Origin of the sequence: Qipengyuania gelatinilytica (assembly GCF_019711315.1) — a bacterium.
GTDB classification, from domain to species: Bacteria; Pseudomonadota; Alphaproteobacteria; order Sphingomonadales; family Sphingomonadaceae; genus Qipengyuania; species Qipengyuania gelatinilytica.
Genome location: NZ_CP081294.1, coordinates 1,697,822 through 1,719,647, shown reverse-complemented (window position 1 = coordinate 1,719,647; position 21,826 = coordinate 1,697,822). Strand labels below are relative to the sequence as shown.

At 63.1% G+C, this 21,826-nt stretch carries 28 protein-coding genes; 17 read left to right on the top strand and 11 right to left on the bottom strand.

From position 1 onward, the window contains the following. Positions 1 to 108: 108 nt before the first annotated feature. Both K3136_RS08595 and hemE read right to left on the bottom strand, forming a co-directional pair. The gene (locus K3136_RS08595; RefSeq protein ID WP_221429911.1) at positions 109 to 555 is read right to left on the bottom strand and encodes a CopD family protein; all 447 of its coding nucleotides are present in this window, start codon (positions 553 to 555) and stop codon (positions 109 to 111) included. A gap of 31 nt (positions 556 to 586) precedes the next feature. Beyond that, positions 587 to 1,612, bottom strand: coding sequence for a uroporphyrinogen decarboxylase (gene hemE, locus K3136_RS08590; protein ID WP_221429910.1), 1,026 nt, complete (start codon positions 1,610 to 1,612; stop codon positions 587 to 589). 373 nt (positions 1,613 to 1,985) lie between these two features. On the opposite strand from hemE, the gene K3136_RS08585 reads away from it, so the two are divergent. The 9 genes from K3136_RS08585 (at position 1,986) to K3136_RS08545 (ending at position 7,860) form a co-directional block, all read left to right on the top strand. Further along, complete coding sequence (locus K3136_RS08585) at positions 1,986 to 2,777, top strand: pyruvate, water dikinase regulatory protein (protein WP_247711480.1); 792 nt, start codon at positions 1,986 to 1,988, stop codon at positions 2,775 to 2,777. After that, positions 2,774 to 3,370, top strand: a complete 597-nt coding sequence (locus K3136_RS08580; protein ID WP_221429909.1) for a Maf family protein — start codon at positions 2,774 to 2,776, stop codon at positions 3,368 to 3,370. Before K3136_RS08585 ends, K3136_RS08580 begins: the two co-directional genes overlap by 4 nt. Continuing rightward, entirely contained in the window at positions 3,367 to 4,218 is an 852-nt protein-coding gene (locus K3136_RS08575; RefSeq protein WP_221429908.1) for a shikimate dehydrogenase family protein, read from the top strand. Before K3136_RS08580 ends, K3136_RS08575 begins: the two co-directional genes overlap by 4 nt. Beyond that, positions 4,215 to 4,829, top strand: coding sequence for a dephospho-CoA kinase (coaE, locus tag K3136_RS08570; RefSeq protein ID WP_221429907.1), 615 nt, complete (start codon positions 4,215 to 4,217; stop codon positions 4,827 to 4,829). Before K3136_RS08575 ends, coaE begins: the two co-directional genes overlap by 4 nt. Positions 4,830 to 4,859: 30 nt before the next feature. Further along, complete coding sequence (gene dnaQ, locus K3136_RS08565; protein WP_221429906.1) at positions 4,860 to 5,549, top strand: DNA polymerase III subunit epsilon; 690 nt, start codon at positions 4,860 to 4,862, stop codon at positions 5,547 to 5,549. A gap of 73 nt (positions 5,550 to 5,622) precedes the next feature. Further along, entirely contained in the window at positions 5,623 to 6,195 is a 573-nt protein-coding gene (gene hpf, locus K3136_RS08560; RefSeq protein WP_221429905.1) for a ribosome hibernation-promoting factor, HPF/YfiA family, read from the top strand. A gap of 21 nt (positions 6,196 to 6,216) precedes the next feature. After that, entirely contained in the window at positions 6,217 to 6,675 is a 459-nt protein-coding gene (locus tag K3136_RS08555) for a PaaI family thioesterase (RefSeq protein WP_221429904.1), read from the top strand. Continuing rightward, on the top strand, positions 6,675 to 7,013 hold the full coding sequence (locus K3136_RS08550) for a DUF1491 family protein (RefSeq protein WP_221429903.1): 339 nt from the start codon (positions 6,675 to 6,677) through the stop codon (positions 7,011 to 7,013). Before K3136_RS08555 ends, K3136_RS08550 begins: the two co-directional genes overlap by 1 nt. Before the next feature lie 202 nt (positions 7,014 to 7,215). After that, entirely contained in the window at positions 7,216 to 7,860 is a 645-nt protein-coding gene (locus tag K3136_RS08545) for a cell wall hydrolase (RefSeq protein ID WP_221429902.1), read from the top strand. A gap of 64 nt (positions 7,861 to 7,924) precedes the next feature. Here the strand turns inward: K3136_RS08545 and xth are convergent, their stop codons facing one another. From xth to K3136_RS08530, 3 genes are read right to left on the bottom strand one after another with little or no spacing between them, the layout of a single operon-like run. Continuing rightward, the gene (gene xth, locus K3136_RS08540; RefSeq protein ID WP_221432276.1) at positions 7,925 to 8,710 is read right to left on the bottom strand and encodes an exodeoxyribonuclease III; all 786 of its coding nucleotides are present in this window, start codon (positions 8,708 to 8,710) and stop codon (positions 7,925 to 7,927) included. A 38-nt stretch (positions 8,711 to 8,748) separates the two neighbouring features. Beyond that, positions 8,749 to 9,078, bottom strand: coding sequence for an iron-sulfur cluster insertion protein ErpA (erpA, locus tag K3136_RS08535; RefSeq protein ID WP_221429901.1), 330 nt, complete (start codon positions 9,076 to 9,078; stop codon positions 8,749 to 8,751). A 31-nt stretch (positions 9,079 to 9,109) separates the two neighbouring features. Further along, positions 9,110 to 9,541 carry a CBS domain-containing protein gene (locus K3136_RS08530; RefSeq protein WP_221429900.1) on the bottom strand — a complete coding sequence of 144 codons (432 nt, stop codon included), beginning with the start codon at positions 9,539 to 9,541 and terminating at the stop codon, positions 9,110 to 9,112. 106 nt (positions 9,542 to 9,647) lie between these two features. On the opposite strand from K3136_RS08530, the gene K3136_RS08525 reads away from it, so the two are divergent. Beyond that, positions 9,648 to 9,947, top strand: a complete 300-nt coding sequence (locus tag K3136_RS08525; protein WP_221429899.1) for a hypothetical protein — start codon at positions 9,648 to 9,650, stop codon at positions 9,945 to 9,947. Here the strand turns inward: K3136_RS08525 and K3136_RS08520 are convergent. From K3136_RS08520 to K3136_RS08500, 5 genes are all read right to left on the bottom strand, one after another. Next, positions 9,944 to 10,321 carry a (2Fe-2S) ferredoxin domain-containing protein gene (locus tag K3136_RS08520; RefSeq protein WP_221429898.1) on the bottom strand — a complete coding sequence of 126 codons (378 nt, stop codon included), beginning with the start codon at positions 10,319 to 10,321 and terminating at the stop codon, positions 9,944 to 9,946. The genes K3136_RS08525 and K3136_RS08520 overlap by 4 nt on opposite strands. Further along, positions 10,314 to 12,422 carry an alpha/beta hydrolase family protein gene (locus K3136_RS08515; RefSeq protein WP_221429897.1) on the bottom strand — a complete coding sequence of 703 codons (2,109 nt, stop codon included), beginning with the start codon at positions 12,420 to 12,422 and terminating at the stop codon, positions 10,314 to 10,316. The genes K3136_RS08520 and K3136_RS08515 overlap by 8 nt, the downstream gene beginning before the upstream one ends. Positions 12,423 to 12,465: 43 nt before the next feature. Beyond that, on the bottom strand, positions 12,466 to 12,969 hold the full coding sequence (locus tag K3136_RS08510) for a DUF2497 domain-containing protein (protein WP_221432275.1): 504 nt from the start codon (positions 12,967 to 12,969) through the stop codon (positions 12,466 to 12,468). Between the two features lie 68 nt (positions 12,970 to 13,037). Then, positions 13,038 to 14,531 carry a TolC family outer membrane protein gene (locus tag K3136_RS08505; protein ID WP_221429896.1) on the bottom strand — a complete coding sequence of 498 codons (1,494 nt, stop codon included), beginning with the start codon at positions 14,529 to 14,531 and terminating at the stop codon, positions 13,038 to 13,040. 3 nt (positions 14,532 to 14,534) lie between these two features. Then, positions 14,535 to 15,131: a protein-L-isoaspartate O-methyltransferase family protein gene (locus tag K3136_RS08500; RefSeq protein WP_221429895.1), complete on the bottom strand. Its 597-nt coding sequence runs from the start codon at positions 15,129 to 15,131 to the stop codon at positions 14,535 to 14,537. A 160-nt stretch (positions 15,132 to 15,291) separates the two neighbouring features. Between K3136_RS08500 and K3136_RS08495 the strand changes: the two genes are divergently transcribed. The 3 genes from K3136_RS08495 (at position 15,292) to K3136_RS08485 (ending at position 18,856) form a co-directional block, all read left to right on the top strand. Next, positions 15,292 to 16,809 carry a fumarate hydratase gene (locus K3136_RS08495; RefSeq protein WP_221432274.1) on the top strand — a complete coding sequence of 506 codons (1,518 nt, stop codon included), beginning with the start codon at positions 15,292 to 15,294 and terminating at the stop codon, positions 16,807 to 16,809. Positions 16,810 to 16,908: 99 nt separating this feature from the next. After that, entirely contained in the window at positions 16,909 to 18,126 is a 1,218-nt protein-coding gene (locus K3136_RS08490) for a sensor histidine kinase (RefSeq protein WP_221429894.1), read from the top strand. Then, entirely contained in the window at positions 18,119 to 18,856 is a 738-nt protein-coding gene (locus tag K3136_RS08485; RefSeq protein ID WP_221429893.1) for a LytR/AlgR family response regulator transcription factor, read from the top strand. Before K3136_RS08490 ends, K3136_RS08485 begins: the two co-directional genes overlap by 8 nt. 113 nt (positions 18,857 to 18,969) lie before the next feature. Here the strand turns inward: K3136_RS08485 and K3136_RS08480 are convergent, their stop codons facing one another. Further along, positions 18,970 to 19,260 (bottom strand): UrcA family protein, encoded by a 291-nt coding sequence (locus K3136_RS08480; protein WP_221429892.1) that lies wholly within the window; start codon positions 19,258 to 19,260, stop codon positions 18,970 to 18,972. A gap of 164 nt (positions 19,261 to 19,424) precedes the next feature. Here K3136_RS08480 and K3136_RS08475 point away from each other — a divergent pair, with 164 nt between their 5' ends. From K3136_RS08475 to K3136_RS08460, 4 genes are all read left to right on the top strand, one after another. Next, the gene (locus K3136_RS08475; protein ID WP_247711315.1) at positions 19,425 to 19,727 is read left to right on the top strand and encodes a hypothetical protein; all 303 of its coding nucleotides are present in this window, start codon (positions 19,425 to 19,427) and stop codon (positions 19,725 to 19,727) included. Between the two features lie 39 nt (positions 19,728 to 19,766). Then, positions 19,767 to 20,624 carry a diacylglycerol/lipid kinase family protein gene (locus K3136_RS08470; RefSeq protein ID WP_221429891.1) on the top strand — a complete coding sequence of 286 codons (858 nt, stop codon included), beginning with the start codon at positions 19,767 to 19,769 and terminating at the stop codon, positions 20,622 to 20,624. Continuing rightward, positions 20,614 to 21,474 carry a metallophosphoesterase family protein gene (locus tag K3136_RS08465; protein ID WP_221429890.1) on the top strand — a complete coding sequence of 287 codons (861 nt, stop codon included), beginning with the start codon at positions 20,614 to 20,616 and terminating at the stop codon, positions 21,472 to 21,474. The genes K3136_RS08470 and K3136_RS08465 overlap by 11 nt, the downstream gene beginning before the upstream one ends. A 67-nt stretch (positions 21,475 to 21,541) precedes the next feature. Further along, the gene (locus K3136_RS08460) at positions 21,542 to 21,742 is read left to right on the top strand and encodes a hypothetical protein (RefSeq protein WP_247711314.1); all 201 of its coding nucleotides are present in this window, start codon (positions 21,542 to 21,544) and stop codon (positions 21,740 to 21,742) included. Positions 21,743 to 21,826 lie beyond the last annotated feature (84 nt).

Sequence of the window (21,826 nt, the reverse complement as noted above, 5' to 3'; positions counted from 1 at the left end):
GCTTGGAGAAAGCGGACCTGGCCCCGTCGAATGCGCGAGGCCTCTAGCCGGTCGGTAGGCTTCAGATAAATTCGGTTGGGGCCCGCGTCAATCGGATTGCGCAGGGCGTCACATGTAGCGGAAGACGACCACCGTCACGACGATCAGCGCCAGCAGCACGCCCGGTACCTCGCCCCACATGCGCAGCTGCTTTTCGCTCAGCGGCCGCTCGCCCGCCGCCATCTTCCTGGATTGGGCAACGATGTAGCCGTGGAAGCCGCTCAGGAGCACGACAAGCAACAATTTGACGTGCAGCCATCCCTCACCCCACACCTGCAGCGTTTGGGCCAGCAGCAGGCCTAAAATCCACACCACGATGATGCTGGGGGTCAGGATGATCTTGCGCAGCAGGCCCATGCGCTTGGCCCAGAGTGCGGCTTCTTCCGATCCCGGCGCCGCGGGATGGAGATAGATCATCTGGCGCGGCAGCATGAAAAGGCCTGCCATCCAGAAGACCATGAAGATGATATGGCCGGCCTTGAGCCAGAGATAGGTCATCGAAAGCACTTCCTGCATGGCCGCGATGTAGCGAAGGCGGCCGCCAATTTCACCCCTGCCAGCCGCGCACGGTGGCGATCAGACGCTCGACATGCTCGATCGGCGTGCGCCGGTCGATGCCATGGCCGAGATTGAAGACATGCGGTCGCCCGGCAAAAGCGCCGAGGATCGTCTCGACACGCTTTTCCAGTTCGGCCGAGCCGGCAAGCAGCAGCAGCGGATCGAGATTGCCCTGCACCGGCATGCCATCGGGCAGTTCGCGCGCGACCCATTCGGGATCCAGTGTCTCGTCGACCCCGATGGCCTTCACACCGGTCTCGCGGGCATAGGCGGGCAGTTTCTCGCCCGCACCTTTCGGGAAGCCGATCACGGGTGTGTCCGGATGCTTTTCTGCAAGAGCGGCAACGATCCGAGCATTGGGCGCGATGACCCATTTCTCGAACTCGTCGGGCGCAAGGCTACCGGCCCAGCTGTCGAACAATTGCACGGCTTCCGCGCCCGCTTCGATCTGGCCGGAGAGATATTCGATGGTCTCGCCCACGATCGCATCGATGATCGCCTGCAGCGCGGAGGGATCGCGATAGGCCAGAGCGCGCGCATCGTGCTGGTCTCGGCTCCCCTCGCCTGCAACCATGTAGGTCGCAACGGTCCAAGGACTCCCCGCAAAGCCCAGCATCGTCACGCCTTCGGGCAGACGCTTCCTGCACAGGCGCACAGTTTCGTAGATCGGATCATAGCGCGACGGATCGCGTGTCAGCGCCTCGAGCGAGCTGTCGACCAGCTTGGGCGACAGTTTCGGACCCTCGCCTGCAAGGAATTCCAGGTGCTGGCCCAGAGCATGCGGCACGATCAGGATGTCGGAAAACAGGATGGCGCCGTCGAACCCGAAGCGGTCGATCGGCTGCAAGGTAATCTCGCATGCCGCCTCGCTATCGTAGGCCATCGCGAGGAATCCGCCCTTTTGTGCGCGAAGCTCGCGATATTCGGGAAGGTACCGACCAGCCTGGCGCATGAGCCAGAGAGGGACCTGTGCGCTAGGCGCGCCGTTTAGCGTGTCGAGAAGGAGACCGGGCATTCAGGAGTCCAATAATACCTAGTTATTATAAGGATTGATGGAGTCTGTTGGCCCTGTGGATATCGGGCACAAGCGGCCCCTGCCCGAAATCTTCGCCCGTGTGAAGGCTTCTGACGGGATTGCGACTCGTGCTCGCACTTGAGTCGAGTCAAACTTGTCCCCACTGTTCCCAGCCTGCGCAAAACTCACCCCTTGGTGTGCGGGAATCACCCCCGAAGGTGACTCGTAGCGGGGAGGGAATTCATCACCGAACTTGTCGCCAGACCTGTCCCGTGGTTTATCCCAAGGCTATCAACAACCCGCCGGAGAGCCTCCCATTTCCGATCGCATCCACCTCCATCTCTTGTCCGATTCAACCGGTGAGACATTGGAAATGCTCGCAAAAGCGGCGCTCGCGCAGTTCGACGATGCCGATGTCGTGCGCCACTTCTGGCCCATGGTCAGGAGCAAGCAACATCTCGACCGCATCGTGCCCGAACTCAAGAGCAACCCGGGACTTGTCCTCTTCACACTGGTCAATCCCGAAGCCCGTGCCCGGCTGGAAGAGGTCTGCGCGCAAAACGGCCTTCCCGCGGTCCCCATCCTCGACCGCGTGACCGAGGCGCTTGAAAAGGCACTGGGGCAGGAAGCGCATGGCCGCCCCGGTCGCCAGCACCAGATGGACAAGGCCTATTTCGACCGCGTCGAGGCGATCCAGTTCACCATCGCGCATGACGACGGGATCGGATGGGAGAACTGGGAAGAGGCCGATATCGTCCTTGCCGGCGTATCGCGCAGCTCCAAGACGCCGACCAGCATCTATCTCGCCAACCGCGGCTACAAGGTGGCCAACATCCCGCTGGTGGTCGAAAGCCCGCCCCCGCCCAAGCTATTCGAATTGAAGAGCCCGATGGTCGTCGGCCTGACCACGGCCCCTGAACGGCTGGTGCAGATCCGGCGAAACCGCCTTCTCACCCTTAACGAGAAGTCGGAGACGTCTTACGTCGATAACGAACGCGTGAAGAGCGAGGTGGCCTTTGCGAGGCGCATGTTCGCGGATAACGGCTGGCCGGTGATCGACGTGACGCGCCGCTCGATCGAGGAAACCGCCGCGGCCGTGATCCGCCTGTTCGGTGAGCGCGAGCAGTCGGAAGATACTGCATTCGAAGGAGCGAAACCGATATGAACTCGCTTGCCGGTGAAGGCATCGTGCTGGCTTCGAACAGCGCGTCGCGCAAGGCGATGCTCGAAGCGGCAGGGGTCGCGTTCGAAGCGCGCTCGGCCGATATCGACGAGCGCGGTCTCGAAGCCGAGATGGAGGATGCCGATCCTGCCGAGATCGCGCAGGCGCTGGCCGCAGCCAAGGCCGCGGCGGTCGGGGATGCGCGGCTCGTGCTCGGCAGCGATTCCCTCGTGGAAGTCGACGGTCGCCGGTTCGACAAACCGGCCAGCCGCGAACAGGCGGCAGAGCACCTGCGGTTCTTTTCGGGCAAGGTCATGACCCTGCATAGCGCGGCGGCGCTCGCGAAAGACGGGCAGATCGTCTGGGTCGGCTCCGATTTCGCGCGGCTCCGCGTGCGCGAATTGTCGGATGAGTTCATCGAGGCCTATCTCGATGCGGAATGGCCGGAAGTGTCCTATTGCGTGGGCGTCTTCCGGATCGAGGGGCCCGGCGTGCAATTGTTCGAAAGCATCATGGGCGACCAGTTCACCGTTCTCGGTATGCCGCTGCTGCAGGTGCTTGCCGCCCTGCGCGAGGAAGGCGCCCTTCCCTCGTGACGCGCTATGCCGAAGTCATCGGCGATCCCATCGCCCAGTCCAAGTCCCCCGCGATTCACGGCTTCTGGATCGAAAAGCTCGGGATCGATGCGGATTATCGGGCGCATCACGTGACGAGTGACGAGCTGGAGAACTATCTCGCTGCTCGCCGCGCGGACGATGCTTGGCTCGGCTGCAATGTCACCATGCCCCACAAGCAGGCGGTCATGCCGCTGCTCGACCGGATAGAGCCGCTCGCGAGGCGCGTCGGCGCCGTCAATACGATCCACCGCGCCGGGGACGGCGCACTCGTCGGGCGCAACACCGATGTCGGGGGCTTCCTCGAACCCTTGCGCAAGCGGCTGGCCGACCGGCATTATTTCCGCATGGCGCGTGTCCTCGGCACCGGAGGCGCCGCACGGGCGATCGTGGCGGGGCTTGCGAAAGAAGGTTTCACCCTGGTCCTCGCGGGCCGCGATCCGGAAAAAGCGAGCGGTATCCTCGGGGAGCTGGCCGAGGGCGAGCACCACGTCGCGCCGCTTTCGCATTTTGCCGAGGCCACCGATTTTGCGTTCGACGACCGCGAAGGCTGCTGCGATCTCGTGGTCAATGCCAGCCCTCTGGGCATGCGCGGCCAGTCGCCCCTTGCCTTCGACTGGAGCCATGCACCGCCCGGATCGATCGCCTATGATATCGTCACCGACCCTGTCGAAACCGACTTCCTCAAGTCGGCGCGGGATGCCGGTTTCGAGACCATCGACGGGTTGTCGATGCTGATCGGCCAGGCGGCCGCGGCGTTCTCCCATTTCTTCGGGGGAGAAGCACCCCGCGACCATGATGACGAATTGCGCGAAAGGCTCATGGTATGACGAAACCGCTCATCATCGGCCTCACCGGATCGATCGGCATGGGCAAGTCCACCGTCGCGGCGATGTTCGAGGCTGCGGGCATCCCGGTCTTCGACGCCGATGCCGAAGTCTGGAAGCTGCAGGGCCCGGGCGGCGAACTGGTTCCGGCCATCGAGGCGGAATTTCCCGGCAGCACGGATGAAACCGGCGTCCTTCGCGACGTTCTCGGCAAGGAAGTCTTCGGCGACAAGGACGCGCTGGCCCGGCTCGAGGGGATTGTCCACCCAGCGGTTGCCCGCAAGCGCGAAGCCTTCCTGATCGAACATTTCGGCGCGCCCTTCGTGGTCTTCGATATCCCTCTCCTGTTCGAAAAGGGCGGGCACGAGTCGGTCGACAGGATCGTGGTGGTATCGGCACCGGCCGATGTGCAGCGCGTCCGCGTTCTCGCGCGGCCCGGCATGACTCCCGAAAAATTCGCCCACATCCTGTCGCTGCAGACGCCCGATGCCGAGAAGCGCATGCGCGCCCACCACATCATCGACACCGGCCAATCGCTAGCTGAAACCGAGGAAGAGGTGCTGGCGCTGATCGCGCGGCTGCGCGCCGAGCTAGGTAGCCAAGACCCCTTGTAATCTGCGCGAACGAGTCCGATAGGTTGCCCGATGCGTGAAATCGTTTTCGACACCGAAACCACCGGCCTCGACCCCAAGACGGGCGACCGGATGGTAGAAATCGGCTGCGTCGAGATGGTCAATCTCGTCCCTACCGGGAACACCTACCACGCCTATTACAATCCCGAACGCGACATGCCTGCCGGCGCCGAAGCTGTGCACGGTCTTTCGGCAGCATTCCTGTCGGACAAGCCGCTATTTCGCGAGATTGCGCATGAATTGCTCGATTTCATCGGCGATGCGCCGCTGATCGCGCATAATGCGGGCTTCGACTTCGGCTTCCTCAATGCGGAACTGACGCTGATCGACCGCGAACCGGTCTGCATGAGCCGCATGATCGACACCGTGGCGATCGCCAAGAAACGCCATCCCGGCGCGAAACTGTCGCTCGATGCGCTGTGCACCCGCTACGGCATCGACCGCAGCCACCGCGTAAAGCATGGCGCGCTGCTCGATGCCGAACTGCTCGCGCAGGTCTATGTCGAACTCAAGGGCGGGCGCCAGATCGGTCTCGAACTCGCCGCCGAAGCGGCAGTGGTCGAGGTCGAGCGGGAAACCGTGGCCGTCCGCCAGGCGCCGGAAGGCCCGCGCCGCGAACCGCGGCGACACGCGCCCACCGCTGAAGAACTCGCGCGGCACAGGAAATTCATGGCCGGGATCGAAAACCCTCTCTGGGGGTAGATCATTTCCCGAGCTGGTCGACGGACGGGGTCGACGGGATCGTGAAGGGGTACAAAGAAGGAGTAGGAAGCTTATGGACATCCGCGTTTCGGGCCACCAGATCGACACCGGCGCAGCCTTGCAAACCCACGTCGAGGACCGATTGCAGGGCATCGTCGAGAAGTATTTCAATCGAGCGATCAGCAGCCATGTGACCTTCGGCAAGGCGTCCGGCGGCGCCTTCTCCTCCGACATCGTTACCCACGTGATGCAGGGCCTGATCCTCAAGGGTCATGCCGAGGCACACGACGTCCACCAGGCCTTCGACGCCGCGGCTGCGAAAATCGAAAAACAGCTGCGCCGCTACAAGCGCCGGATCAAGGATCGCCACGAACAGGCCGATCATGCGATGCGCGAACAGGAAGCCGCCTACACGATCTTCGCCGCACCCGATGCCGATACCGAAGAAGAGGTCACCAGCGAAAGCCCTCCGGTGATCGCGGAAACCAGCGCGCTGATCCCCGAATGCTCGGTTGCAGACGCGGTGATGCTCCTCGACCTGCAGAACACCAATGCGCTCTTTTTCAAGAACGGGGCTACCGAAGCGCACAACATGGTCTATCGCCGCCCCGACGGTTCGATCGGCTGGGTCGAACCGCGCGGCTGAACTGTAACGGATGAGGAATTGATGAGCGCAGCGGCAACCAGCGGAGCCGAGCGGCACTGGCGCGCGCTCGAAGGCCTCTACGCGTCCGCGCCGGTGAACAACCTGTTCGCCTCCTCGCTGGAAGTAACCGGCGAAGGTACCGCGAGGATCGAGTTCGAAGTTACCGGCGAATGCTTCCATGCGGCCGGAGCGGCGCATGGCACGATCTATTTCAAGATGCTCGACGATGCGGCCTTTTATGCCGCCAATACGCTGGTGACCGACCGTTTCCTGCTGACCACGTCCTTCAACCTGCATTTCAGCAAGCCTGTCCGCGAAGGCAAAGTGGTTGCCGAGGGGCGCTGGGTAAGCGGTCGCAGGCGTGTTTTCGTGGCTGAATCGCGCCTCGTTGATGCGGAAGGCGATGAAATCGGGCGCGGCACCGGCACTTTCATGAAATCGCGCATCCCGCTCTCCAGCCTTGCGGGCTATTCGGCCTGATGGAAGACGCCCGCCTCCCGGCCCACCTCGAAGTGGCGGGATTGCTGCGCCTGACGCAGCAATTGGGGGGCTTCGGCATGGTCCTGCAAAAGGGTGAATACGATGCCGGAACTATTACCATATTAACCACACATAGTGGCAAAAATACCCGTATGTGGGAGCGGATGCCGCAAATGGACGGGTCCAGGAAATTCACCTGCACCCGCGAACAAGACGATGAAAATCCGCGGGAATTCGACGAATATGTCGCCCGCAGGAAGAGCCAGGATCCGGATTGCTGGTTCGTCGAGCTGGATGGTCCCGATGTGGAACGCCTGCTCGAAACTCCCGCCCGTTAACTTGACACAGTTTCAATTGTGACTATTTGGCCCCCCAGCTTCGATGCGCAGGCGGTCGTTTTTGGCAATGGGGTCAGACGACAAGCACGCAGACGGGGAGCCAGCGGCAGGCCCGCTAACGGATTCGAGTTTCAAGACGCAAGAGTACGCGCACTGAATCCCAGCCTGTGACAGCTCGCTCACCGCCGAAACAAGCGGAACTATGCGAAAGTCTATTTTTGGCCTTGCGGCAGGCGCCGCAGCCACGATTGCAACGTTTGCCGGTGCGGAAGAAACCGGCGCCCAGGCTGCCCAGGCAGCCGCAGAAGAAACCACTGCAGAAGAAGCGGCCCTCACCGAAGAGGTGGTTCCCGTCTTCATCAGCGAAGAAGTGGTCCAGGAGCTTCCCGAGGAAGCTGCCACAGAATTTTCCGGAAATGTGCCCGAGGCCAATAGCCTGCGCGAACTCGTCGCGGCCATGCCTGCTGCTGGCGAACTTTCCGACGAGATGCGCTGCCTCGCCGGCGCGGTCTATTTCGAATCGCGGGGCGAACCGCTCCACGGCCAGCTTGCCGTTGCGCAGGTGGTGATCAATCGTGCGGAATCGAGCCGCTTCCCTTCGAGCTATTGCGGCGTCGTATACCAGCGCGCGCAATTCAGCTTCGTACGTGGCGGTAACATGCCGCGCATCCAGACCGGCACTGCCGCATGGACGCGCGCCAAGGCGATTGCCCGTATCGCGCATCAGGGAATGTGGGAAAGCGAAGCGGATGATTCGCTCTATTTCCACGCGACCTATGTGAAACCGCGCTGGGCTTCGAAGAAGACCCGCCGCACTGCGATCAAGACGCACATCTTCTACCGCTAAGCGGCAGGCACGAGATAATGAGGGGTCGTCGCCACGTGCGGCGGCCCTTTTTCGTTGCTTGCGCCTAGTCCGCGATCTCGACCCAGACGGGCGTGTGGTCGGACGCCTTCTCCCGTCCGCGGTATTCCTTGTCGACGCCGGCAGCGGTCATCCGGTCAGCCAGCTCGGGCGAAAGCAGGAGATGGTCGATCCGGAAACCGTGGTCACGCTGCCAGGCGCCTGCCTGGTAATCCCAATAGGTCCACACCCCGCCACGCGGGTTCAACGTATCGATGGCATCGGTCCAGCCGTCTGCGAGCATGCGCTTGTAGGCATCGCGGCTTTCCGGCTGCATCAGGGCGTCGCTGGCCATGGCCTTGGGCGACCAGACGTCCTTGTCTTCCGGGATGACATTGTAGTCGCCCAGCACGACGGCGGGGACTTCCTCGGCCCAGATTTCCTTCATCCGTGAGCGCAGCTTTTCCATCCACGCCAGCTTGTAGTCGAACTTGGGACCGGGATGCGGATTGCCATTGGGCAGGTAGAGGTTGCAGATGCGCACCCCGTTCACCTCTGCCTCGAGATAGCGGGCCTGCTCACCCTCCCCGTCCTTGGGGCCATCGATACCGAGGCCGCGCTTGATTTCGACCGGCTTGGTCCCATCGGCCAGGATCGCCACGCCGTTGAAGCTTTTCTGACCGTGCCAGATCGCCTGATAGCCGATCTTCTCGAATTCCTCGGCCGGGAATCCCTCGTCCATCGTCTTGATTTCCTGCAGGCAGGCGACGCTGGGCCGGGTTTCCTCGAGCCATTCGATGAGGCGCGGAAGACGCGCCTTGATGCCGTTGATGTTGAAGCTGGCGATACGCATGGATGTGTCCATGCCTGAAGCTGCCGCGCGGGTCTAACCTAAATCCCGAAACTCGAACCGCAGCCACATCCGGCAGCAGCATTGGGATTTTCTACGCGAAAGGCCGCGCCGCCCAGCGATTCGACGAAATCGACTACGCTCCCGGCCACGAGGTCGAGGCTCACCGGATCGACGACCAGGCGCACGCCTTCGGTTTCGCTGACCATGTCGTCACCTTCTGCCGTGTCGGCGAGGTCGAACTTGTACTGGAAACCCGAACAGCCCCCGCCCTCTACCGATAGGCGCAGGATCGCAGGCTTCGACTGCTTGTCGGCAATGGCCGCCACGCGTTTCGCGGCAGCTTGGGTGAGGGTGAGCATTTCGGCCATGGACGCGATGTAGGGACGCTGGTCCGCCGGCTCAAGCGGTCTGGATATATTCGCGCATCGCTTCGGCTTCGTGCTGGATCTCGTCCAGACGGGCTTTCACGAGGTCGCCGATCGAAATGAAGCCGCACATGGCCTCCCCGTCGATCACCGGAAGGTGGCGGATACGACGCTTCGTCATGAGCGAAAGAGCGTCGAGAATCGGCGTGTCGGTAGTGGTCGTGATTGCCGGAGAGGTCATCACTTCGCCGATCGGGCGGTCGAGACAGGCCGAACCTTCCTCGGCGAGGCGATAGATCACATCGCGTTCGGAGAAGATACCCGCCACTCGTCCGCCGGACATGACAGGCAGGGCACCAATGCGTTTGGAAGCAAGCAATTTGACCGCGTCGCGAACCGCCTGGTCCACCGTGACCGAGATGATATCGGAGCTGGCCCTGCCCTCGATCAGGCTACTGATGTTCATTCGCGCCTCCTCTTGCTGGAGGAAAGATGCCACTTTCGCGCCGAAAAGGCCAGTATCGGCCCGTCAGGCGTTGAAACCGGGCCTGCATGGGGCCATGGAAGCGCCGATGGTCGACAAATCACCCCTGGACGATCCCGAAGCCGCAGCATTCGCCTGGGCCCGTTATCGCAGGATCATGCGCTTCATGATGCTGCTCACCATCGGTCTCGTCTCGATCGCGATGGCCCTGCTCTACAAGTTCGGCGGGGAAGTCTCGGTGCACTTCTACATCGCGACGGCGCTGGGCGTGGGTTTCGTCATGCTGCTGGCAAGCGCGTTGATGGGCCTCGTCTTCCTGTCGTCGGGCACCGGCCACGATGAAGCGGTCGACAACAACATGCCCGACAATTCGATCGACGAGAATTAATCGTTTTCAGCGCCGCGCAGGCGATATTCCTCGACGGGAACGCCGCCGATGAGGTGGCGCTGGATGATCGCCTCCAGGACCTCTTGGTCGCAGGAATGATACCAGACGTTATCGGGCCACACGACCGCGATCGGGCCGTGCGCGCAGATCTGGAGGCAGTCGGCCTTGGTGCGCTGGACAGTGCCGCCCCGCCCCACGAGGTCGAGCTGCTTGAGGCGCTTCTTGAGATAGTCCCAGGCAGCCTTGCCGTCCTCGCGAGAGCAGCATTTCTGCTTTTCACTGATAGCGCAGAGGAAGATCTGCCGCTCGGCCGTCTCGCCGCCGATCTTCCCGAGCGCCTTTTGTGCCTTGTCCAGCCCGCCCTTCTTACTCATCCGGCTGCAGCCAGCGGTCGAGCCAGTCGAAAACGGTGTTGTGCCACTGGAGCGAGTTCTTCGCATCGAGCACCCAGTGGTTTTCGTTCTCGAACACCAGCAGCTGGCCGGGGATCTGGCGTTCCTGAAGCGCGGTGAAGCTGGCGAGACCCTGCGTATAGGGGACGCGGAAGTCCTTCTCGCCCGTGATGACCAGCATCGGGGTCTTCCAGTTCTCGACGTAGTTCACCGGGTTCCAGCGCTCGTAGAGTGCGCTGTTCTCGGCATAGCTTCCGCCGAAGTCCCACTTGGGAAACCACAGTTCCTCGGTGGTGTAGTAAAAGCTGCGCAAATCGAAGAGGCCATCATGCTGGACGAGGCAGTCGAACCGGTCGGGCCAGTTACCCGCGATCCAGTTCATCATGTAGCCGCCGTAACTGGCACCCATTGCGCAGGCGCGGCTGCCGTCGATCTGGCTGTCCTTCTCGAGCGCTGCGGCAAGGCCGAGCTTGAGGTCTTCCAGCGGCTTGCCGCCCCAGTCGCCGTTGATGCTGTCGGTGAATTCCTGCCCGTATCCGGTGGAGCCGTGGAAATCGACCGAGATCACCGCATAGCCCTGGCTTGCGACGACGCGCGGGTTCCAGCGGCTCGACCAGCCATCGTTGAACGAGCCCTGCGGGCCGCCGTGCACGTAGAGGATCGCCGGCATCGGTCCTTCGTGACCTTCCAGCTTGGTGATCTGGCCCCAGACCGTGTCGCCATTGGCGCCGGCGAAGCTGAAACGCTCGACCACGACGGGCGCGAACTTGCCGATGGTCGAGGTGGCGACCTGCGTCAGGGGCTCTGCCATGCCCCAGTCCTTCGAGAGGAACATTTCCGAGGGCGCGCCGATCGAATCGCGGGTGAAGAGTACATCACCACCGGCGAGCGGGGTGACATTGCCGATATGCGCTTCGTTGCCGGCCATCAGGTCGAGGCGCTCGACTGTGCCGTTGCGCGGATCGATACGGAACGCCGGCGTGTCGAGCACGTCCTGTGCGGTGGCGACCAGCCAGCGCGAATCGGGCGTCCATGCGAGCGTGTAGAAGCTGCGGTCGAAATCCTGGGTCAGCGGGGTCGTCACGCCGCTTTCGAGGTCGCGCAGCATGATAACCTGGCGGTCGGCCTCATAGGTCGGGCGCGCCATGGCGACATAGGCAAGGTACTGGCCATTGGGTGACGGCGTCGGCAGCGCATCGAGTGCTTCGTTTGCCGCGGTCAAATTGACCGGCGCATCGCTCGACAGGTCGGACCACCAGATATCGAGATTGGTGGAATAGGGCTCGCTCGCCCCGCCTTCGCGTGCGACGAAATAGACGCCCGAGCCATCGGGTGCCCATGCGATGTCCTCGCCACCGCCGAAGGGCTTGGTCGGCGTGTCGCCCTGGGGCCCGCCAGCGCCAATCGCACCATCGACGGGTGTGAAGGCATCGCTCGACATGGCGTCAGCCAGATCGGCGGTGAATACGCGGCTGTACGTGCCCGGCGTTTCCCACTGGTCCCAGTGACGATAGAACCCGCCGTCACTTTCGAAGAGCCGCCCTTCCCCCGGACCCGGAGCGTAGGGCTTGGCGCTGTCGTCGCAGGAAAGCTCGGTGCAGCTGCGGGCGATGTCGGTCCAGATCGCGATCTTCTCGCCATTGGTCGAGATGCTGTAGCCGCCAACGCCGCGCGCGATATCGGTGACCTGCATACCATCGGTGACGGTGCCGTCGGCGGCGATCTTCGCGCGCCAGACCTGCGTGGATCCGCCGTGATGCCCTTCGGCGAGATAGTAGAGCCAGCCGTCGCCTGCGAAACTTGCCGCTCCGCCTGCGAGGTCCAGCGCTATGGGCTGCGCATCCTTATCAATGAGCGAGCGCAGGAAGAGCTGGCTCGAACGATCGAGCGATCCTGCATCGGTCGTGGTGACCGAATAGACCGCCATGGTCCCGTCCGGCGAAACCGTCGGACTGCCGAGGCGCGGCATGGTGATGAGGTCTATCGCCTGCATCGGCTCGGCCGCGTCCTGCGCGGCGAGGGGTGTGGCGATAAGCGCGAAAGCGCTGGCGAGCGGGAGTGCGGCCCGGATGCGTGCTGTCATGGCCGCGCGGTTTAGCGCGCAATTCTGCCTAAGGTAAGGGGTGTCAGCGCTTCTTGCCCGCGATGCGCGAGATTTCCGCCTTGACCAGTTCTTCGACCATCGAGGGGAGGTTGTCGTCGAGCCACTGGGCCAGCATCGGGCGAAGCATCTGGCGCACGAGGCCTTCGAGCGAGGTTTCGCCCGAACGCACGATCTGAGGCTGCTTGCCCGGCTTTGCCAGCATCGAGAGCGCGGCGAAATTCTGCTGCATCGCGCTGCGGGTCGCATCGGCGATCAGGCTTTCGTCGAGATCGTCTTCCTCACCCGGCTCTTCACCGAAGCGCGCGTCGAGGTCGGCATTGTCCTCGATGATGAGTTCTTCGCCCAGCTCGGCGCCCAGTTCGAGCACCTCCTCGGCCTCATCCGCGTCGGCTGGCTCTGTGCTGCCGGCGATGAGCCCGCGGCGACGACCGAATGCATTGGCTTCGACGTCGCGGCTGTCGCGCGCGATCACCTTCTTGATCGAATCGAGGATCTCTTCGACCGAAGGTTCGCCGTTGTTCTGCATCTTAGCCAAGCCCCTGCCTCCATTGCTGCCCCGAATCGGGTACGGTCCCAGTGCTAAGGCCTAATGGCCTAGTCTTCAATCTCGGGAATCTCGGCAGTGGCGGCCGGGATATCGACGGTGCTGCTGGCCTTTGCTTCGGGAGCGGGATCGCGCCCCCAGTCCCAGACACTACCGCTGACACGGTCGTAATTGTCGATCGGGTCGTAGAGCACGCCCTCGTCGCCAAGGCCGAGGTCTCGCGCTTCGGCGCGGCCCATCGCGGCCAGGAGCGAGAAGCCTGCGACATAGGCATTGCGCCGTGCGGTCACCAGCTGGACGCGCGAAGACAGCAGTTCCTGTTCGGCGTTCAGCACGTCGAGGATCGTGCGGTTGCCGATCGAATTCTCGGCCCGCACGCCTTCGAGGCTGAGCGCGGCGGCATCCACAGCCGATTGCGAACTTTCGATGATCGCGAGGCTCGCCTGCCAGCTCGAATAGGCGGCGCGGGTCTGGGCGATCACGTCGCGTTCGGCTGCGATGACGTTCTCGAAAGCGGCCGTGGCGCGCGCGGTTGCCTGGCGTTGCAGGGCTGCCGGTCGGCCACCCTGGAACAGGGGAATGCGGAGCGAGACGCCTGCCGATGCGGCGGTCGCGGTCTGGTCGCTGGGGACGATCGGGCTGTTGGGATCCGAGGGATCGAGCGGACCGTCCGCAACACTGCCCAGATAGTTGTCGTAATCGTAGCCTGCGAAGACCGACAGGCGGGGAAGGCGGCTCGAACCGGCGACTTCGATATCGTAACCTGCAGCGGCCGCACGTTCCTTCGCAGCGATCAGGTCGGGATTGTTCTCGAGCGCGACATCGACCGCGGTTTCGACATCGCCGGGAAGGCCGGGAAGCGGCGGCGGTGCCTGAAGGTCGGTCGGAGCCTTGCCGACGAGGGCGATATAGTCCTCGCGCGCAGCGATGAGATTGGCCTGTGCGCTGCGCAGGTCGCCCTCGGCCAGCGCAAGGCGGGCCTGCGACTGGGCAACGTCGGTGCGCGTCAGGTCGCCAATTTCGAAACGGTCGCTGGTCGCCGAGACGTTGACCGAAAGGACGTCGACCTGGTTGGCCGAAAGCGCGACGAGCGCCTGGCCGCGAAGGACATCCATATATGCGGCCACGACGCGGGTGAAGATTGCGCTTTCGGTGCCGCGCAGGTCTGCGCGACCAGCCTGTACCCGCTCTTTCGCGGCGGCGACCGAATTGCGCACGGCGCCACCCGAATAGATCGGAACACCCAGATCGACGCCTGCCGTCAGCAAGCGATCCGGAGTGAAGAAGCTGGTCGAGCGCTGCTTGATGAACTCGGTCACGGAAGCTGCGCCGTCGATCGAAGGCAGGCCGGCAGACCGTTCGATCTGTACGTTCTCGTCGGTCGCACGCTGGTTGGCGCGCGCCGCTTCGAGCGTCGGGTTGTTCACATAGGCGTCGGTCAGCGCTTCCTGCAGCGTGTCGGCCTGGGCAGGGGTTGCGGCCAGGGCCAGCGCGATCACGCTCCCCGAAAGTACCAGTCTGTTCACTACCCCTCCCTTGTGCATTTCTTAGAAGCTCCAGCTCTCCGGCTTGTCGAATGCGCCGAGGCGAGGAACGCCCATCTCTGCAAGCGGCAGCAGCGCGAGCGCCTTGCCCGACTTGCGGCCCGTGGCGAGGCGGGTCACGCCGCGTTCGACCAGGCCGGTAACGATGCGGCCGCCTTCGGCGACCTGCTTAGCAAGACTTGCCGGAACATGTTCGATCGCACCGTCGACGAGGACGAGCGAATAATTGCCCTTCTTGGCCTTGAGCGCATCGGCAGGCGAGATCGCCTTGACCGAGCCAACCAGCGGTTCGACCAGCGCAGGCAAGTAGCCGCTGCCGCCATCGATCACGAGGACGGTGTCCTCCGCCTTGGGGCTGGCTTCGGCGAGCATTGCGCCGTGGAACAGTGGCGCGGGCAGGAAGCCGCCTTCGCCCAGCCGGATCGCGCGATCCATATACGCGGTGCCCTTGGCGTTTTCAGGCACGAAATCTTCGCGGGGAAGCGTACCCATGCGTTCGAGCACGAAGGGCTCGTTCACGCCGCTGGTGCGCAGCTGGCTGTCGATCATCGCCTTCCTTGCGGCGGCGTAGTCGGGGCGGGTCTTGGTCGTGGTGCTCATAAATATCCGAGTGCTGTATTACAGTAATAACACGGTTGCGCAAGTGCTGCGTTGCCTTAGGCGCAAGACCCTTTGCTTCCAAGCGCTTTGACCGATGCCGCCAAACGCGCCTATCGGGGAGCGCAAATCTGCAACATGGGAATAGGCAGCGATGAACGGCATGGTGGTTATCAGGGAAGAGGACCTTATCGAGAGCGTGAAAGACGCGCTGCAGTACATTTCCTACTATCATCCGATGGATTATATCCGCGCACTGGGCGAAGCCTATGAGGCAGAAGCCGGCCCGGCGGCGAAGGATGCGATTGCGCAGATCCTCACCAACAGCCGCATGTGCGCCGAGGGGCACCGCCCGATCTGCCAAGACACGGGCATCGTCAATGTCTTCGTCAAATGGGGCATGAACTGCCGCCTCGATACGAAGCGCAGCTTGCAGGAAGTGGTCGATGAGGGCGTGCGCCAGGCCTACAACCATCCCGACAACAAGCTGCGCGCCTCGATCCTTGCCGATCCCGCCTTCACCCGCCGCAACACGCGCGACAACACGCCGAGCGTGCTGTCGGTCGAGATGGTGCCAGGCGACACGATCGACGTGGACGTCGCAGCCAAGGGTGGCGGCAGCGAGAACAAGTCGAAGTTCAAGATGATGAACCCGAGCGACAACATCGTCGACTGGGTGGTCGAGCAGCTGCCTTCTATGGGCGCGGGCTGGTGCCCGCCGGGCATGCTCGGCATCGGTATCGGCGGTACGGCGGAGCATTGCATGAAGCTCGCCAAGCTCAGCCTCATGGACCCGATCGACATGGGCCAGCTGAAGAAGCGCGGCGCGCAGACCGATCTCGAACAGCTTCGCATCAACATCTTCGACGCGGTCAACGCGCAGGGTATCGGTGCGCAGGGCCTCGGCGGCCTCTCGACCGTGCTCGACGTGAAAATCCTCGATGCACCCTGCCATGCGGCGGGCAAGCCGGTGGCCATGATCCCGAACTGTGCCGCGACGCGTCATGCGCATTTCACGCTCGACGGGTCGGGTCCGGCCTATCTCGATCCTCCGAATATCGACGAATATCCCGATGTGACGTGGAAGCCGGACGCCGCGGCAAAGCGCGTCGACCTGAACAATCTCACGCCCGAAGAAGTCGCCAGCTGGGAGCATGGCGACCGACTGCTACTCTCGGGCAAGATGCTCACCGGGCGCGATGCGGCGCACAAGCGCATCCACGATATGCTCGAAAAGGGCGAGGAGCTGCCGGTCGAATTCAAGGGCCGCGCGATCTACTATGTCGGCCCGGTCGATCCGGTGATGGGCGAAGTCGTAGGACCCGCCGGTCCGACCACCGCCACGCGCATGGACAAATTCACCGAGATGATGCTCGACCTCGGCCTCCTCGCCATGATCGGCAAGGCCGAGCGCGGGCATGATGCGGTCGAGGTCATCAGCCGCTTCAAGGTCGCTTATCTGATGGCAACCGGCGGCGCGGCATACCTTGTCAGCCGCGCGATCAAGGGCGCGGAGGTCGTCGCTTTCGAGGATCTCGGCATGGAAGCGATCTACGAATTCGAGGTCCAGGACATGCCGGTGACTGTCGCAGTCGATGCGGCGGGTAACAATGTCCACACGCTCGCCCCGGCACGCTGGCGCGAGAAGATCGCGAAAGGCGAGGTCGAGCCCGCCGAATAAGGTCGATCCTCGACAAACAGCAATGCGAGTTCGACGGCGGCGCTGGCCTTTGCGCCGCCGAAACGCCACATATTGCCTGTTTTGAACGCTGAACCCCAGATGAATCGCGATACGCGCGCACCGGTCAAGGTGGTGGTCCTGTCCATCGTCGGACTGTGGGTGGCCTATTTCCTGCTGATCACCGCGCGCGGCGCCGTGGTCGGCCTCGAATTGCAGGACGAATTGCTGTGGAGACGCGCGCTCGTGTGTGTCGCCGGCGGGGGCATCACCGTCCTTCTGTGGATGCTGCTGCGATTGTTCGATGCGCGCAGCCTCGCCATGAAGGTCGGCATTGCGATCATCGCTGCCGTTCCTGCATCGCTCGCCATCGCGCAGATCAATACGATGATTTTCGCCCCGATCGAGGACCAGGTCCGCGCCAAGATCGGCGAGCAGCGCGGCCTGACGATCCGCCGCGACGAATCGGGTAATCTCCTGCTCGACATTCCCGGACAGACTGCCCCGGAAGGTACGGAGCAGGGTGGCGACGGCAGTCCCGAAGCACCCCCCGCCTCCATCGTCATCGAACCTGCGCCGACCGCAGCCGACTACTGGCGGCGGCTCACCGACCTCGCGCTCTCGCGCTATTTCCTGCTGCTGGCATGGGCGGCACTTTATATCGCCATCGTCGCGGGCGCCCGTGCGCGGGCTGCCGAACGGCGGGGAGAGCGCTTCCGCAGCGCGGCCAAGGCGGCCGAACTGCGCAGCTTGCGCTACCAGGTGAACCCGCATTTCCTGTTCAACACGCTGAATTCGCTGTCCTCGCTCGTGATGACCGGCAAGGGCGATCGTGCCGAGGAAATGATCCAGTCGCTGTCGCGGTTCTACCGCCATTCGCTGGCCGACGATTCGACCGGTGACGTGAGCCTCGAGGACGAAATCGACCTGCAGGAACATTACCTCGAAATCGAATCGGTGCGGTTCCCCGACCGGCTCAGGGTGCATGTCGATCTTCCGGACGAGCTCGCCCAGCTCAAGGTGCCCGGCATGATCCTGCAGCCGCTGGTAGAGAATTCGGTGAAATACGGTGTCTCCGCATCGGCAAGGCCGGTGACGATCAGCATTGTCGCGCGCGAGGAATACGGCCGTCTCGTCATCCGTGTCAGCGACAATGGACCGGGAATGCCAACCACCCACACCGGCGGTTTCGGCATCGGCCTCGCCAATGTCCGCGACCGCCTCGAGGCGCGTTTCGGGCAGGAAGCGACGATTACGTCGGGCCAGTCGCTCGATGGCTATGAAACCGAACTCAGGCTACCGATGGTGAAGCATGGCTGAGGAAGCAGACACGAAATTGCGCACGCTGATCGTCGATGACGAACCGCTGGCCGTCGAACGCATGCAGGTCATCTGCAGCAAGATGGACGATCTCAACGTCGTCGGCACGGCCAGCGACGGTGCCCAGGCGCTGCGGCTGGTCGAGGCGCTTTCGCCCGACCTGATCCTGCTCGACATGACCATGCCCGAAGTCGATGGGCTTTCGGTCGCCAAGGCGCTCGCCAAGCAGGAAGAGCGCCCGGCGGTCGTCTTCGTCACTGCACATGACAATTACGCAGTCGAGGCCTTCGATCTCGATGCGGTGGACTATGTCCTCAAGCCGGTAAAGCCGGATCGTCTCGAACGCGCCATCCAGCGCGCGCTTGCCCGCCGCGGCGAAGGCGATCGCGAGGAAAGCAAGTGGCTCGAGGAATTGTGGATCCCGCATCGCAGCGAGCTGATCCGTATCGACACCGAGGAAGTCTCGCGCATCGATGCAGAGCGTGACTATGTCCGCCTGCATGTCGAGGACCGCAGCTACCTGCTGTTGCAGACCATTGCAGGTCTCGAGAAGCGGCTCGATCCGGCCAAGTTCATCCGCATCCACCGCTCGACGATCCTGAGGAAGGATCGCATCAAGGGCCTTCGCCACGATGGCCTTGGCGTCTGGTCGGTCGAGATGGAGGACGGCGAAGCGCTGCGCATCGGCCGTACCTACCTGCCAAAGGTAAAGGCGATGGCCGGCAGGTAGTTGGTGAGTGGTCCCGTGCGGGATCCGGCCTCTCTTATTTCAAAAAACAAAAAAACACCCCGGCCGGGGGACTGCAGTCCGGCCGGGGTGCAGGTTAGCGGGCTGGGGGTTGATCAGCCGCCGTTCGCACGCTGCTCTATGACAGCTGCGAATTTCTTGGTCGCGGATGCCTTGGCCTCCTCGAAGCAGCGCCGCGTTTCGGCATCGCGAAGGCGCGATCCGGTGGTGTGGCGCGAATAATCGCAGGCCTTGCGAGCGGCGATGTCGATGCGCTGCTCAAGCGTTTTCTGGCCGTGTTCCGATGCAAGGTCGAGGTCGCGATATTCGACTTCGAACGAGATAGTCTGGGCGCTCGCGGGGAGAGCGAAAGCTGCCAGGGTGAGTGCTACGAGGGTCTTTTTCATTGATATTCCTCCGGGTCTGCGGCGGGCCCGGATTTTCTGGGGGACTGTCGTTTCGGACCCGCCGCACGACCTGTATTGCTCAGCTACAACTGTAATTGCACGCGACTATCGACGGGCGGGGAGCGCTTCTGGACCGAAAGGGGAGAACGGGCGACGAATGACGATTGGCAATCGGCGAACAGCATTCCTATTTCTGGAGGGTGTTCCTGATCGGCATCATGTTCCTGCTCGGAGTGGGCAATTTCTTCGTCCACAAGGCGGTCTTGGAAAGCCGCCACCCGATGCTCGAACAGTTTCGGGGCTTCCAGGGGGCAGGCCGCAGGGTCTCGCTTGCCTTCGAATTCGTCGTGCTGCTTGCCTGCATGCTTCTCGCCGCGCAGGGCTGGACGGGTGCCGTCATCGCCTATGCGATCTACAGCTCGTTCAATTTCGCAACCGCCTGGCTGATCCTGTCCGGACGGATCTGACGTGTGGGAACCTGAAGGGCCCCTGCGCGCTTCTCGGGCATGGCTTCCCGCAACTCCATGTGGCTTCTCACGAATTCCCGTTCGGGCAGCAATTCCGAACAGGCCGTCGACCTGTTGCAGGGTCATTGCGATGAGCACGGCTGTCCGATTGTCCGGACGATCAGCTTTCCCGACCACGATCTACCGACGCCGCAGGAACTCGACGAGGCAAACGTCGAACGGCTTGCGGTGTTCACCGGCGATGGAACACTTAACGCCGCGATAACCGGCCTTTATGGCTGGCAGGGGGAGGTACTGGTCCTGCCAGGCGGCACCATGAACCTGCTGTCGAAGCGCCTCCATGGCCCGGATGCGGAGCTCGCCGAAATCATCCGGAGGGTTTCCTCGGGGGCGGCGATACCGGTCCGTCCGCTGGTGGCGCGCTGCGAGGCGGGTGATGCGCTGGCCGGTTTGCTGGCGGGCCCGGGCACTGCATGGGCGGGCGTAAGGGAGGCCATGCGCGATCTCGACCTGCCCGCAATCGCCGAGGGCGCCAGCGATGCCGTTGCCGAAACGACTGGCGGAGCGATGGTGCGCTGCCATTCCCCGCAACTCGGTGACCCTGGAGGCTATCCGCTGATCGAATTCACGCCGAGCCATCGCGGGATACAGCTCGATGGCTTCCATGCGGAGAACGCGGGTGAATTCCTCCAGCAATCGATCGCCCTGCTGAAAAGGAACTTTCGCGAGGGGCCCCACACGCGTCTCGGCATCGTTCCCGAGATCACCCTCGAAACGGTGAATGGCGGCCCGCTCGACATATTGGTCGACGGTGAACCGGCCCAGCTTGGCTCCCGTGCGAAATTCACCGTGGCCCCCTGCGAGGTCAATCTGCTAGCGACGCATCATGGCTTCTGACGCACGGCGTATCTTTCACCTTTCCGATGTCCATTTCGGCCTCGAGAACAACCGGGCCCTTGATTGGGTCAAGCAGGAAATCTCCGAGAAACGCCCCGATGCGGTGGCGATTACCGGAGACCTGACCATGCGCGCGCGCCATCGGGAATTCGATGCGGCAACACGCTGGATCAATTCCCTCGAAGCGCCGGTAACGGTCGAAGTCGGCAATCACGACATGCCCTATTTCAACCCCATCGAGCGCTTCTTCGCGCCATACAAGCGGTTCCGCGGCATGGCGGAGAAGGTGGAGCGCGAAATCGACCTCGGCTGCCTGGCCGTGGTGCCGCTCAAGACCGCCGTCCGCGCACAACCGCGGTTGAACTGGTCGAAGGGCTGGGTGACCGATGCCGCGCTGGAAAAATGCCTCGCCGCGATCGACGCCCTGCCCGAGGGCGTTCGTGCGCTCGTCGCGGTGCACCATCCGCTGCGCGAAGTCGGTACCCAAGGGACTGCGCTCACCAAGAATGGCGACAAGGCCCTGCGCGCGCTAGCCAAACGCCCGGTCGAGGCCGTCCTGTCGGGGCATGTGCACGACGCCTTCGATATCCTGGAGGAGACGGCCAATGGCCCGGTCCGCATGATCGGTGCCGGTACGCTTTCCAAGCGCACCCGGTCGACGCCGTGCAGTTTCAACGAGATCGAGTGGGATGGCGAGAAACTGTCGGTTGCCGTGCGCAACCTCGAACATGTCGAGACCTTTGACATGCAGATCGACGACGTGCCTGAGAACGCCCTGCCGCCGCGTACGCCGGGCGAGCCCGTCGCGCCCGTCAGGCAGGTGCCGCGGGTGGATCCTCCGGTACATTAACCAGAGCCGTCAGCCGAATCTCAACCCCGATGGACGACATTTCGCGCGAGCCATAGGAGGATGACGGGTGATCGAACTCTTCAAGGCCGTGCCGCTGGGCGGGATCCTCAGCTACGTGGTGGCCCTGGTTGTAGGTAGCCAGGGAACCAGCGGGGGGCACCTGCACATCACGCGCACCGAAGTCTACCAGTACGAGATGTGGTGGAGCTGGCCGCTGTTCCTTGCCGGGACCGCGGTGGCATGGGGCATCATGGCGATGCAGCGCTGAGCCCTTCGGGGTCGCAACCGAAAACCGGCACGGCAAAAGAAAAGGGCGGCTCCTTGCGGGGCCGCCCTTCCTCGGTGATCGGTA